Annotated in this window: 10 protein-coding genes and 2 pseudogenes; 5 read left to right on the top strand and 7 right to left on the bottom strand. The window is 52.5% G+C overall.

Features of this window, described 5'->3' with window-relative positions; genetic code table 11:
- Positions 1-92, top strand: a 92-nt coding sequence (locus DES37_RS23405) for an IS3 family transposase (RefSeq protein ID WP_146211534.1), incomplete at its 5' end; no start/stop codon positions are given.
- A gap of 571 nt (positions 93-663) precedes the next feature.
- Complete coding sequence (locus DES37_RS23400; RefSeq protein WP_051691397.1) at positions 664-1,554, top strand: hypothetical protein; 891 nt, start codon at positions 664-666, stop codon at positions 1,552-1,554.
- 62 nt (positions 1,555-1,616) lie between these two features.
- Here DES37_RS23400 and DES37_RS23395 read toward each other — a convergent pair.
- Together DES37_RS23395 and DES37_RS23390 are read right to left on the bottom strand one after the other, a co-directional pair.
- A pseudogene (locus DES37_RS23395) lies at positions 1,617-1,751 on the bottom strand (nucleotidyltransferase family protein); the annotation flags it as partial.
- A gap of 97 nt (positions 1,752-1,848) precedes the next feature.
- Positions 1,849-2,239: pseudogene (locus tag DES37_RS23390) on the bottom strand (IS110 family transposase); the annotation flags it as partial.
- Positions 2,240-2,296: 57 nt separating this feature from the next.
- Here DES37_RS23390 and DES37_RS23385 point away from each other — a divergent pair.
- Positions 2,297-4,201, top strand: a complete 1,905-nt coding sequence (locus DES37_RS23385; protein WP_110028059.1) for a diguanylate cyclase — start codon at positions 2,297-2,299, stop codon at positions 4,199-4,201.
- Here DES37_RS23385 and dhaM read toward each other — a convergent pair whose 3' ends face one another.
- From dhaM to dhaK, 3 genes are read right to left on the bottom strand one after another with little or no spacing between them, the layout of a single operon-like run.
- Entirely contained in the window at positions 4,202-5,635 is a 1,434-nt protein-coding gene (gene dhaM, locus DES37_RS23380) for a dihydroxyacetone kinase phosphoryl donor subunit DhaM (protein ID WP_110028058.1), read from the bottom strand.
- A gap of 12 nt (positions 5,636-5,647) precedes the next feature.
- Positions 5,648-6,286: a dihydroxyacetone kinase subunit DhaL gene (dhaL, locus tag DES37_RS23375; protein WP_036110393.1), complete on the bottom strand. Its 639-nt coding sequence runs from the start codon at positions 6,284-6,286 to the stop codon at positions 5,648-5,650.
- 2 nt (positions 6,287-6,288) lie between these two features.
- Positions 6,289-7,359: a dihydroxyacetone kinase subunit DhaK gene (dhaK, locus tag DES37_RS23370; RefSeq protein ID WP_036110390.1), complete on the bottom strand. Its 1,071-nt coding sequence runs from the start codon at positions 7,357-7,359 to the stop codon at positions 6,289-6,291.
- 618 nt (positions 7,360-7,977) lie between these two features.
- On the opposite strand from dhaK, the gene DES37_RS23365 reads away from it, so the two are divergent.
- Both DES37_RS23365 and dhaR read left to right on the top strand, forming a co-directional pair.
- Positions 7,978-9,075 (top strand): glycerol dehydrogenase, encoded by a 1,098-nt coding sequence (locus tag DES37_RS23365; protein ID WP_110028057.1) that lies wholly within the window; start codon positions 7,978-7,980, stop codon positions 9,073-9,075.
- Positions 9,076-9,304: 229 nt separating this feature from the next.
- The gene (gene dhaR, locus DES37_RS23360; protein WP_036110384.1) at positions 9,305-11,215 is read left to right on the top strand and encodes a dihydroxyacetone kinase operon transcriptional regulator DhaR; all 1,911 of its coding nucleotides are present in this window, start codon (positions 9,305-9,307) and stop codon (positions 11,213-11,215) included.
- 37 nt (positions 11,216-11,252) lie between these two features.
- Here dhaR and acuI read toward each other — a convergent pair whose 3' ends face one another.
- Both acuI and acuR read right to left on the bottom strand, forming a co-directional pair.
- A complete protein-coding gene (acuI, locus tag DES37_RS23355; RefSeq protein ID WP_110028056.1) occupies positions 11,253-12,242 on the bottom strand; it encodes an acrylyl-CoA reductase (NADPH) in 990 nt (329 codons plus the stop codon).
- 21 nt (positions 12,243-12,263) lie between these two features.
- Complete coding sequence (acuR, locus tag DES37_RS23350; protein ID WP_245930169.1) at positions 12,264-12,893, bottom strand: acrylate utilization transcriptional regulator AcuR; 630 nt, start codon at positions 12,891-12,893, stop codon at positions 12,264-12,266.
- Between the last annotated feature and the right edge of the window lie 94 nt (positions 12,894-12,987).

The raw sequence follows: 12,987 nt of genomic DNA, 5'->3' as shown, positions 1-12,987 counted from the left end.
ATTATATCGAGTGCGATTACAATCGGTGGCGTCGTCACAGTGCCTGTGGCGGTCTCAGCCCGGAACAATTTGAAAACGAAAACCTCGCTTAGGGCCGTGTCCACATTTCGTGGGTAGGATCAGACCTGCTCCCCTCTGATTCACACGAAATGCTGTTAGCAATGCCCGCTCTGTGCTCACAGCAGACTGTCAATCTCCGGTTGAAAGCACTGTAAGTATCCGGCGAACTCATATTGCAGCGTTGAAGTGAGCGGCGTCAGGTTTCGCCGGGAAGCATTCGCCAGGTGGTGAAGTACTGAGTAAGGTATTCTCCACGTGTGACTCAGGAACTGAGTCAGGTATGTGTGCCAATTTATTTTACTACCTTTTATATTCACACATGTGATGACTTAACTTCACTTTATTAAATCTATAAATTTGTCCTTAGTTGTTCTTATTCACTAAACTTTGCGTTTGAAAAGTGTAATAAATTTTAACTTTGTGCCGATAATTGAATAATTCTCTAGCCATACATCACTTTGGTCCGGGATATAATGGAGGTTTCCGGGTTATCACTTTCTGATGAACCGTTTAATAGGACTGTTATCAAGCTGTGTATCCTCCATACAACCATCCACACACAGGGCTTGCAGACAATTTATCTATTGATATGGAGCAGGAGCTATGACCAGCATCAGTAGCCTCAACAACATTCTTCAGAATCTCAATTCCGGTATCAGTAATTCTGTTACTTCCACTCCAGTCTCTCCGACAGGCAGTTCAGTACAATCCAGTGCAGGGGGAGTAAGTAGCACAAAAGTTTCCTTATCAGACGACTCGCGTTATCAGGGTTTGCTCTCACAAATCAAGGCCAATAAAGTCACCAGTTCCGGTGGCTATGACACGATGAGTATGTCAGCGCTCGAAAACGTATTTAACAACAACCTCGGGAATGTTAATGCTGATTTTTTAAACGACAAGCCTGACTCTACGGATCCCGCAAGGCTTGCTCTTGCCAGCCAGGCATCTGATTATATTAAGTCCCTTTACCAGGGTAGCGATCAGGGTAAAAACCCCTTTGATGGTCTGAGTCGGCAGACACTGTCATCCATTGCTTATGATAAGTCGGGTTCGTTCACTTCAGCAGAACGGCTGGCTGCGTCTTTGCAGATGGATGCTGGCGATAATAATTATCGGACCTCAGTCAATATCAGTACGCAGGGAGTGATCTCCGGCAATAACGATAATTTTAATATCATTGATATTTCGTCACAGTTAAAAATCATTGACGGAATGAGTGATGCTGAAAAAAGTGAAAAAGGAATTACCGATGACAGTATTAAACAACTTCAGGATAAACTGAAAAAACTTCAGTCGACTGATACTGATTTCCAGTATACTGCAAAGGATTACTCAAACCTGGTTAAAGCTGAAAATACTGACCTCCTGATCGCCAAAAATAACGGTAACGGAAACTACACATGGGCAACCGGTTCTTCTGCTGACGTATTCAATGACATGGTGAATGAAAATAAAAAGCCGGCAACTGGCAGTATGCTGTATATTGGTTCCTGAATCAGTCCCTGATTATTTCACATGTGTTCTTCACGGAATTAAGTACCCTTCGGGGTACTTTGATCCCAAACAGCATCCCGTACGAATCCCGCTCCAATCCAACTATCATTGAGTTCCAGTGCTTGAACTGCATAGAGGATCTTCATTCTTACGGGGTCATCTGACAATATTTTCTGCAATGACGTTTGGTATTCCATTAGTACACCTGTTGGAAACAGGTACCCACTGATGGAAATATTATCATCATCCTCCTGCCTATGTCTGTTTCACGCCCTGAGACATTCGACAAGCTTTTTATGGCTTCAGTAAAGGTGAGTGTCGAGCTTCCAGTGCCAGCAGATACTTTGCTTCGTCGTACCGGGTTTTGGTCTTCCAACAGCGGTAAATGATCCTTATCCATTTAAGCGCCAAAGCCCGGATAGCTGGTTGATTCGATTTCCCTTTTTCTCGCTGCCCCTGGTAATAAAGTCTGGCCCAGTACGGTGAGTTAACCGTCTTCGCAGTCCATTCCTCGAACGTCTGTCAGACGAACTTCGCGCACTGCCAGCGCCAGTGTCCCCAGGATTTTTGACCACTTCGTTCGTCACAGGTTTTGATGATTTTCACTTACGGCTTGAATTTGTGTTGCCAGTGCTGTCGCCATCAAAGCATTAGCCTCGATAACACTCGGGTCTGTAGTTAATGGGGACATTACAGCCTGGTGTTAACGATTTTTTGTGTGCGCTGGATTCCAGTTAGTGAGATGTTTTATGCTTTGCAGGCCGTAACTCTCGCCTTACTGGCTGTCATTACTACACTTTCTGTCAAACTTTCCACAAAAACGAGGTTCCCCGTGCGTATCGCCACAATCACTAACTGGGCTTACGGTATCACCGTGGCATTCACGTTAATTTCTGGTGGTGCGCTGATTCTCGCTTCCAGAGCAGATACCGCTGAGCGCCAGGCGGTGGCACAAAGAGCCACGCTGGATGGCCTTAGTGAGCAACTGGATAAAGACGTCTACCAGGAAAGTGACCTTGCCCGTGACTATGTTATTGACCAGGACCCGCAGGATTTGCTGGCGTGGCAACAATTACAGGTGGTGGAAAATAAACTGGAAATACGGCTGGAGCATTACCGGGTGCGGGGGATCCCCGACAGCGCCCTGGATGCCCTGCGTAAAGCGCTGGTGCAGAGCGATGCCTTAACGGTGCTCCAGCGCCAGGCAATGGCTGAGAAAGATAATGGAAATAGCCATCAGGCGGTGAATTTGCTGTTTAACCGGGAATACCAACAGCAACTGGAGCAAATAGACAGCGCGATAACGGCGTTTTACAGCCAGGTAAACGCCCAGGCGCAAATCGTGGTGGCGCAAACCGGGGAAACGGCCCGTAAATTGCGCACACTGTCTGAAATTATGGTGGTGATGACATCCGGGTTGTTTTTGCTGGTACTTGGGGTGATTTTACGCCGTCGCTTATTACAACCTGTAGTCAAACTGAGTGATGTGGTCAGCCGCCTGGCGGCCCAGGATTATGCCGCCGAACCACCGGATTACCGCCAAATCGATGAAATTGGCGATATGGCTCAGGCCCTGCGTATATTCCGTGAAAATGGCCTGGTGCGCCAGCAACTGGAGCGGGAACGTGAGGCAGACCTGGCCCGGCGGCGTTTGTTGGCAACCCTGGCTCAGCGCCTCCAGGCCTGTGAGCATCGCAAAGATATCTGGCGGGTTGCCGGGGTCTTTGTGCCAGAAATTGCGCCGGGCATTGGCGGCCAGCTTTTTGTGCAAAAAAATGCCTCAGAGGAGATGCGCTGTGTTGCCGCCTGGCAGGGTATGGACCGCGATTCAGCGCCTTTTTTACCTCCGGCCTGTTGGGCGATTCGCCGCGGTCACCGCCACAGTGCCACTTTACTGGGCCCGGACATGCGTTGCCTGCACTTGCCTGATTCCACTGAAGACTCTCGCCATCATGTCTGTGTGCCGTTAATGGCTTACGGGGAAAATATTGGTGTGATGGTGTTGCGCCAGAACGACCCGCAGGCTGAATTCCCGCTTCTGTATCTGGATTTGGTGGCAGAAACGCTGGCGCAGGCAATCACCAGCCAGAAATTGCGTGAAGCCTTGCAGGAAAAAGCGTTGTTCGATTCCCTGACCGGGTTGCGTAACCGCTATTACCTTGAAGACGCCCTGAAAAACTGCCTGGACCAGGCGAGCCAAAATTCGCAACCAGTCAGTTGTCTGATGGTGGATATTGATAATTTTAAACAGCTCAATGATAAGTTTGGCCATGAGGCGGGCGACGATGTGATTCGCCAGGTTGCGGCAACGCTGAAACGGGTGGTGGGGGAGCGGGGCTACTTGTGGCGCTACGGTGGCGAAGAGTTCCTGGTTTTGCTGCCTGAAATGAACAGCGCAGCGGCGAAAAGCCTTGCCTGCCAGGTGCTGGAACAAGTGGCGGCCATTAATCAGTTACCGGATTTCCACCACTTTGGCGCGGTAACTGTCTCTGTTGGTGTGTCGACCTGGCCGGAGGATGCTCGCCAGGATCTGCTGGTCAGCCGGGCAGATGAAGCGCTGTATCACGCAAAACACCTGGGCCGGGCTCAGGTGGTGGTGGCGTCAGAATTGCCGCCACCACCTGACGGGCTTGAAGTTACCGGCTAATCAGCCCTGGCCGCCTGGCCGGGCGATTTTGCCGGTGCTGAATACATTAATGGCTTCCCCTTCCTGCCAGTTATCCAGCAAGGCTCCCAGGCCGGTCAGCATTACGATACCACGCTGGCGGGCAATAATTGCACTGTGGGATTGTGGGCTGCCAGCACGCAGGCAAATGGCACGCACTTCGCTTACAGGTAACTGCATCGCCAGTGAAGGCCACAGATTTTCTGCACACAATACGCTGCCCACCGGGAACGTTGGTACCACAAGCGGTATTCCAAGCAGGTGGCACAATGTGCGGTGCAAAATATCCTCGATATCAATATAACGCGCCTGTAAATACTCATCGCTCAGCTCGCGGTAGCTCTCTGCCACACCGGACACCACCTGGTGCCATGCCAGCGCGGCACTGTGTTGGTGCTGCTGCATGTGTGTGCGGGTTTCAACCAGCAAATCCGGGTCATCCAGCAGAGTATGTTGCCCGCTGAATATAGCGGCAATGTCTGCCAGCCCGTCGTGTTCCGCCTGGTGAGCCAACGCCAGAAGGTCATCCAGCGTGCGGTTGATGGCCTGTTCCAGTGCGGAAAATGGCGCAGTTGAACCAGACAGTGCTGGTGGCGTAAATGGCGCGTAGTCCTGTGCCAGCCATCGCACTGCCCCGGTTATTTTGGCTGGCAATTCAGTGGCAGTACCTGCTGTGGTTTCCCCTTCGCCAAACTGGTTTTGTGCCAGTGCCAGAAAGGCGTCAATGGCCGCCGCTGCATCCGGACCCTGGGCGATTAACCGCAACGTATCGCCACACCGTACCTGCAGCAGGGCAATTTGGTTGAGGGTAATCGGCGAGATGCACTTGCCACCTTTCTCCAGTGACAGCGCAGCATTAAAACCACTCAGTGCCGCCACCAGGTGTGCCGCCGGGCGCACATGCAGCCCATGAGGGTTGGTGACCACCCAACTGGCTGTCATGGCGCTCTCGCCAGTAATTTGTGCTAATGCAACCGGTGGGGGCAGTGGGGCGCTATCTTCCACCCCCAACTGGACACGTTTGGCTTGCAGCGCATTTTCTGCTTCGGCTTTTACCCGCTCGATACCCGCCCCGGTGGCGGCAATGCTGGCTGCCGCCAGCGCCCCCTCCACCAAAGGCGCGGCACAAAGTGTAACTTTGGCTGCGACCTCTGGTTCAAGCAACTCCAGTGCTGTTTCAGCGCTGAGCAGGGCGCTGCCCATATCCATCAACACCAGAATATGGTCAGCATCGGCAACGGAAGCAATGGCGTCCATTACTTTTACCGGGTCGGTGCCGATGGGGAAATCCGGGTCATCCAGCCCGGCGGCGACAGCTATCCGGCAGTTCGTTTTCCCCTGCAACATTTGTTGCGACAACGCACACACGCCTTCACCCAAAGCGGCACTGTGTGAAACGATAACCAGATTAACCATATTTCTTACTCCCTATGCCTGTGCGGCCTGTGCCAGCGCCTGCATCATAAACATCACCGAGGTCGCCCCCGGGTCCTGATGGCCGATGCTGCGCTCACCCAGATAGCTGGCCCGGCCTTTGCGCGCCTGCATGGTAATTGTGCTGTGCGCCGCTTCTTCAGCACACTGGCTGGCGGCTGTCAGTGCGTCATTCAGAGGGATTTGTTGCAGGCTGGACTGGCGTAAACTTTCCACCACCGGCCCCCAGACATCGCACATGGTTTTATCCCCAGGTTCAGCTTTGCCACGGCTGGCAACGCCTGCGGCACCTTCCTGGATAACCTGAGTCAGCTCTTCCAGAGTAAGCGCCTGGTGCGCCTGAGCAGGTTGGGCTGCACGCATAAAGAAAGTACCAAACAGTGGGCCACTGGCACCGCCAACGCTGGAGAGCAGCGTCATGCCGGTGTTTTTTAATATAAAACCGATGTCTTTATCGGCCACGGCCGGGAGTTTTTCCGCCACTTTATTAAACCCGCGATGCATGTTCAGCCCGTGGTCAGCATCACCGATTTCCCGGTCCAGCCCGGTCAAAAAATCACTTTCCCGGGTGAAAACATCGGTACACAAGGTTAACCAGTTGACAATTTGTTCACGGCTTAATGACTGGCTCATGGTTATTCTCCCCATCTCAGTGCCGGTGTATTGACCGGCGCATCCCACAGTGACAGCAGACCATCATCCACTTTCAATAAAGTAATAGAGATGCCGGACATATCCAGCGATGTGCAGTAAGACCCTACCAGGTTGCGTTCAATGATTATTCCGGCTTGCTGGCAACAGTGTGCCAGCCGGTCATAAACACCATACAATTCAGAAAGTGGCGTTGCGCCAAGGTTGTTCACCAGGGCAATGACCCGGTCGCCTTGTTGCAGTGCCTGTTTTTGTTCAGTGTGTTCCTGCCACTCACCTTGCCTGCAGTCCCACTGGCGCAGTGTGCGTTGCCAGGTACCATTTTCCAGCAGTGTGGCGAACATGGCATCGACAGTATCGTTAAGGTTGGTAAACGCCCGGCGATCAATGCCGGGTTCACCATGAATCCCCACGCCGAACTCCATTTCATGTTCATTCAGAGTAAACGACGGTGTTCCGGCAGCCGGTACAGTACAGGCACTGAGGGCAATACCAATTGAGTGCCCCTGATTATTGATTTGCCAGCCTAACTGCGCACACTGGCTTAGTGAATCACCACGCTGTGCCGCCGCACCCAACAGCTTTTCAATCAGTACTGTATTCGCCACACCCCGGCGCCCTGCGGTATACAGGCTGTCTTTTACTGCCACGTCATCATCAACTATCACTGTTGCAACCTGCACACCGCTGTCGTGCAGTAATTCTGCCGCGGTTTCAAAATTGAGAATATCGCCGGTGTAGTTTTTGATTATCATCAGTACGCCTTCACCGCCATCTATAGCCTGTGCGCACTCGAAGATTTTATCCGGAGTTGGTGAGGTAAATATTTCGCCCGGGCAGGCACCGCTCAGCATACCTTCGCCGACATAGCCACAATGCATTGGTTCATGGCCGCTTCCGCCGCCAGACAGCAGCGCCACTTTGCCACTCACCGGCGCATCTGCCCGGGTGACATACAGCGGGTCCGGGTGGAGGCGCAACGAAGGGTGCGCTTTTACCAGACCGGCAAGTTGTTCCGTTAGCACAGTTTCGACATCATTAATTAGCTTTTTCATTTTGTTCGATGCTCCATTCAGGGCTGGCTGGTTTACACAGAGTTGGTATTCATGTTCACCAGGTTATTCTTGCCTGGCCTTGCATGAAATAAAAAAACAAAAAATGGTGTTTCGTTATGGAACGTAAAAATAAATATATGTTCCATTATGAAACATATATTCAGTGCGAAGAGAAAAACTGAGACTGGTATCAAATAAATTAGTGTTCGGCCGGGTTTTTCTTGTGTGAAATAAAAGGGTTATTACCCAAAAGACTGGAGGCTGGTCATTTTCTTTGTGCGGGATTTTACCCGTGCATCTCCTGGTGGTATCTGCTGAAACCGGCCTGTGTCAGGCTGGTTTGCTATTTTGTGTGATGCCTGGATCGCACTTTTCTGTGGTTTCATGAATATCTGTTTCTGATTGAAACGCAGTATTTATTAATGTGTTTCAAAATGGAACATTAATATTTCTATTTTTTCTTGGTTAGCAAAAGCCAGAATGACATCAGTGCATTAAACAGTGACATGGAAACAGCCCAATTTGACGCTGGAACCCTGAAATGAAATGGGGTTGTAGCAACCCGGTTCCGGCAGTAATGCGGGCAGGAAAACAACCTGGTTGTGGAGGATAACACCAATGCTAAATGTAATTCAGTCCCCTTCTAAATACTTGCAAGGCCCGGATGCAGCAGCACTGTTTGGCGAATATGCCAAAAGCCTTGCAGACAGTTTCTTCGTGATTGCTGATGACCTGGTTATGAAGCTGGCCGGGGAAAAAGTGATTGATGGCCTGCACCGTAACGATATTCAATGCCATGCTGAACGTTTTGGTGGTGAATGCAGCCACAATGAAATTAACCGCCTGATAGCACTGATGAAGGCTCAGGGAAGTAAAGGCGTGATTGGCGTCGGTGGCGGGAAAACACTTGATACCGCAAAAGCCATGGGTTACTACCTGCATTTGCCGGTTATTGTGGTGCCAACCATTGCGTCCACTGATGCACCAACCAGTGCGTTATCAGTGATTTATTCCGACCAGGGCGAATTTGAAGAGTACCTTATCTACCCGAAAAACCCGGATATGGTGGTGATGGACACCGCTATTATTGCCAAAGCACCGGTGCGCCTGCTGGTGGCTGGCATGGGGGATGCGCTTTCCACCTGGTTTGAAGCCAAAGCCTGCTATGACGCCCACGCTGTTAGCATGGCCGGGGGGCAGTCTACCGCCGCGGCGCTCAGCCTTGCCCGGTTGTGTTACGACACCTTACTGGCTGAAGGGGAGAAGGCACGCCTTGCCGCTCAGGCCGGTGTGGTAACCACAGCGCTGGAACGGATTATTGAAGCCAATACTTACCTGAGCGGTATCGGCTTTGAAAGTAGCGGGCTGGCGGCGGCCCACGCTATCCATAATGGGTTCACCGTGCTGGAATCCTGCCACCATTTGTATCATGGCGAAAAAGTGGCTTTCGGTACGCTGGCGCAACTGGTGCTGCAAAACAGCCCAATGGAAGAACTGGAAACAGTCCTGGGTTTCTGCCACCGGGTCGGCCTGCCGGTTACTTTGGCTGAAATGGGTGTCACTGCCGATATTGAAAACAGCATTATGGCGGTAGCAAAAGCCAGTTGTGCTGAAGGTGAAACCATCCATAACATGCCGTTCCCGGTTACTCCTGAGCAGGTTTACGCAGCCATCCTGACCGCAGATTTACTCGGCCAGCAGTGGCTGGCTAAATAAGATTAATCCCCCCGCCAGCCGGAAACTGGCGGGGGATTAGCAGAAACATGATCCGTCTCGCCCCTTTTTTTGCCAGGTACAGCTAATAATGGCCTGATATTCTTCATTCTTCGATTGCAGGTACGCTGGCTGTTTTCAGCGCCCTGAACACTGGCGGGTGCCAGTCTCAGCGGTGTGTGGCGTGCCGTAATCCGATTATTTTGTATCTCTACTGCTACCGGATCACTGCATGCCAGATAATGTCACTTCCTCACCTGAATACCCGCCTTATATCCATGAGTCCTGGCACCGCTGTGCCGCTATGATGCACCCGGAAACCTGGCGCCAGCCCCACCGGGCTCTGGGCGTAACATTTCGCTCTATTTGCCAGCGCAAAGCGGCGTTGATAACCATTGCGCAGGCGGCACTGGAAGACGCCCTGGAGTTTATGGACCGGCGGCACTGCGCACTACTGGTGCTGGATGAATCCGCCTGTTTACTGGAAAGTTGCGGGCACCCACAGACGTTATCAGCGCTGGCTGACCTGGGGTTCAGTGCCGGGTGCTATTGTTCGGAAAGCATTATTGGCAGTTGTGCGTTATCCCTCGCCGCTCAACTGGGGCAGCCCGTTAAAACCGCAGGCCGTGCGCATTTTAAACAGGCGTTGTTTGCCTGGTGTTTTTGCGCCACGCCGGTATTTGATAACCACGGGCGGCTTGCGGGCTCTGTGGCACTGGTGTGCCGCAGCGAAGAGACTTGCCCCGGTGACTTGCCTCTGACGCTGGCCATTGCCCGTGAGGTGGGCAACTCATTGCTGACCGACAGCCTGCTGGCAGAATCAAACCGCCATTTAAACCAGCTTTATGGTTTGCTGGAAAGTATGAACGATGGCGTGCTGGCCTGGGATTCACAAGGCGTTGTGCAGTTTCTTAATCCGCAGGCAGCGGAATTATTACTGTTACAGCCGCAACTGAGCCAGGGGCAGCCGTTACAGGAACTGGTTACATTACCGGCGTTGCTGCGCAGAGGTATTCGTAAGCGCCAGCGCCTGAACCATGTTGAAGTCACTTTTGAAAGCCAGCACCAGTTTATTGACCTGGTGGTGACTCTCAAGCCCATTCATGATGCGCAGGGCGATAGTTTTATTCTGCTGCTGCACCCACCTGAACAGATGCGCCAGTTAATGACCAGCCAGATAGGCCGGGCCAGCCACACCTTCGAGCAGATGCCTCAGAAGGATGCCGACTCACGGCGCCTGGTGCATTTTGGCCGCCAGGCGGCAAAAGGCAATTTTCCAGTCTTGCTGACTGGTGAAGAAGGTGTGGGGAAAACCAGTCTCAGTGAAGCTATTCATAATGAAACCCGCCAGGCGGGTGGGCCATATATTGCCATTAACTGCCAGCGTTTTGCCGACCCGGGTGCTGTAGCCGATTTCCTGGGTACAGGCCCAACAGATGAGCAAAACGGCCAGTTAAGTAAGCCTGAGCTGGCTCATGGTGGAACGCTCTTTTTGGATAATATTGAATTTTTACCGGGAGAAATTCAGTCGGCACTGTTACAGGTTATTAAGCAGGGCATGGTCACCCGCCAGGGTTCCCAGCGCATGATCCCGGTGGATGTTAAAATCGTGGCGGCGACAGGGCAAAACCTGGAAGACCGGGTGGCGCAAAAACAGTTCAGCCGCCAGTTGTATTACGCCTTCCACGCTTTTGAAATTCACATTCCTCCACTGCGCCAGCGTAAAGCCAGTATTCAGGAACTGGTGCGCCATAAACTGGCGCAACTGGAAAAACCTTTCGCGACCCGGTACCGCATTGATGACGAAGTCCTGGCTCAACTGGCGGATTACACCTGGCCGGGTAATGACTTTGAGCTGAATACTGTGGTTGAAAATATGGCCATGCGCAGCGATAACGGGCGTTTGCGCCTGAGTAATTTACCGGATTATTTATTGAGTATTTCTGCATCCGGTGAACCGGCGTGGCCTGCAATGTCTTCGGGCTTATCTTTTCCGGCAATCGAACGGGATGCCATTATGCATGCAGCCAGAGTGACTCAGGGGAGGGTTTTAGAGATGTCACGCCTGCTTAATATTGGCCGTACCACGTTGTGGCGCAAAATGAAGCAGTACCATATTGATGCCCGGCAATTTCGGGAGTGATAAACCCCGCCAGCAAGCAGCTAGCGGGGCAGAGCATTTAGCGGTTTACATCCACAACCAGGCGGCCGCGAATTTTCCCGGCCAGCAAATCGCTGGCGGCCGGAATCGCTTCTTCCGGGCTGATAGTGCGGGTGATCCCTTCCAGCAAGGAGAAATCCAGCGTTTCAGCCAGGCGGGACCAGGCTTCAGTGCGTTCTTCGTAAGGGCGGGTAACGCTGTTAATGCCCAGCAGGCTCACACCACGCAGAATAAACGGCGCAACAGTAGACGGGAAATCCATCCCTTGTGCCAGCCCGCAAGCGGCAACCGCACCATCTGCTTTAGTGGTTGCGCAGGCATTTGCCAGCGTGTGGCTGCCAACGGAATCCACCACACCAGCCCAGCGTTCTTTCCCTAACGGGCGGCCTGGCTGGCTGAGCGTATCACGGTCAATAATTGTGCTGGCACCCAGTGCTTTCAGGCCATCTGCCAGTTCCGGGCGGCCGGTGGATGCCACCACGTTGTAGCCCAGTTTTGCCAGCAGAGCGACTGCCACGCTGCCAACACCGCCATTTGCCCCGGTAACCAGAATTTCGCCATCCTGCGGTTTAATGCCATGGCGCAGCAGTGCCATCACACACAACATGGCAGTATAACCTGCAGTGCCAATCGCCATTGCCTGGAAAGGCGTGATACCTGCTGGCAGTGGCACCAGAAAATCGCCATTAATCCGTGCTTTTTGTGCCAGACCGCCCCAGTATTGTTCGCCAACACTCCAGCCATTCAGTACCACTTTGTCGCCAGCTTTAAAGCGCGGGTGGGCACTGTGTGTCACAGTCCCTGCTAGGTCAATACCTGGTACCAGCGGGAAGGTGCGTACCACCGGGCTTTTCCCGGTAATTGCCAGCCCGTCTTTGAAGTTCAGTGTGCTGTATTCAACATCGATTGAGACGTTTTCCTCAGGCAACTGGCTTTCATCCAGGCGTTGGGTTGTGCAGCGGTAGCCGGCGTCATCTTTTTCTACCAGCAGAGCATTAAACTGACTCATAAAAACTCCTGTTAGCTTGTATTAAATTCGGGGGAGACCGGCAAGAAAGCCTGCGAGGAATAACCGCATTGGGTCTTCACTGCGTGTCAGGCGGGCGCGTAATACCGCACCTTCCCAGCCAATCCAGAAAAATGCAGCCAGTTGTGCGCAATCTGCACCTGGGGCAAGCGTGCCGTCGTCGCGTGCGGCTTGTAATGTTTGTTCCACCAGAGCCTGCCAGCCTTGCAGCACAGCCTCCAGCCGGGCGCAAAAATCGGCAGAGAGTAACGGGCCTTCTTGCCCAAGGTTGCCAACCAGACAGCCTCTGGTGAACTGGTATTTCGCCATGCCAGCACACGCCTGGTCGACAAAGTCCGCCAGGCGGCTGAGAGGAGGGCGAGCCGTGTTATTCAGGTGTTTTTCCAGCATGCGGCGAAAGAATGCGTCGTACCACTCAAGCACTGCCATTCCCCAGGCTTCTTTGCTGGAAAAGTAGTAGTAAAACGACCCTTTAGGTACACCAACCGACTTCAGAATTTGATCCAGACCAGATGCGGTAAAACCATTACTGGTCATTGCTTCTGTACCGGCTCTGAGCAGGGCTTGTTGGGTTTCTTCGCGGCTGCGCCCTTCTTTGGGCGGGCGGCCACGGCGTTTTTGCATAGTGGGCATGTTCATGGCGCCTAATTTAGACTGGTCGTCTATAAAATACAAGGATAATGGCACAATAAAATAATGGGTTTAAGATTTGTCCATCCGGTGAGGG

The sequence above is a fragment of the Mangrovibacter plantisponsor genome, from assembly GCF_003182475.1.
Classification (GTDB): Bacteria; Pseudomonadota; Gammaproteobacteria; order Enterobacterales; family Enterobacteriaceae; genus Mangrovibacter; species Mangrovibacter plantisponsor.
This window is presented reverse-complemented; position numbering and strand designations above follow the sequence as displayed.

What these genes read in the sequence shown, in the direction of transcription:
- DES37_RS23400 (WP_051691397.1), top strand. Translation starts at nt 664, where the DNA reads ATGACCAGCATCAGTAGCCTCAACAACATTCTTCAGAATCTCAATTCC.
- DES37_RS23385 (WP_110028059.1), top strand. Translation starts at nt 2,297, where the DNA reads ATGTTTTATGCTTTGCAGGCCGTAACTCTCGCCTTACTGGCTGTCATT.
- dhaM (WP_110028058.1), bottom strand. Translation starts at nt 5,635, where the DNA reads ATGGTTAATCTGGTTATCGTTTCACACAGTGCCGCTTTGGGTGAAGGC.
- dhaL (WP_036110393.1), bottom strand. Translation starts at nt 6,286, where the DNA reads ATGAGCCAGTCATTAAGCCGTGAACAAATTGTCAACTGGTTAACCTTG.
- dhaK (WP_036110390.1), bottom strand. Translation starts at nt 7,359, where the DNA reads ATGAAAAAGCTAATTAATGATGTCGAAACTGTGCTAACGGAACAACTT.
- DES37_RS23365 (WP_110028057.1), top strand. Translation starts at nt 7,978, where the DNA reads ATGCTAAATGTAATTCAGTCCCCTTCTAAATACTTGCAAGGCCCGGAT.
- dhaR (WP_036110384.1), top strand. Translation starts at nt 9,305, where the DNA reads ATGCCAGATAATGTCACTTCCTCACCTGAATACCCGCCTTATATCCAT.
- acuI (WP_110028056.1), bottom strand. Translation starts at nt 12,242, where the DNA reads ATGAGTCAGTTTAATGCTCTGCTGGTAGAAAAAGATGACGCCGGCTAC.
- acuR (WP_245930169.1), bottom strand. Translation starts at nt 12,893, where the DNA reads ATGCCCACTATGCAAAAACGCCGTGGCCGCCCGCCCAAAGAAGGGCGC.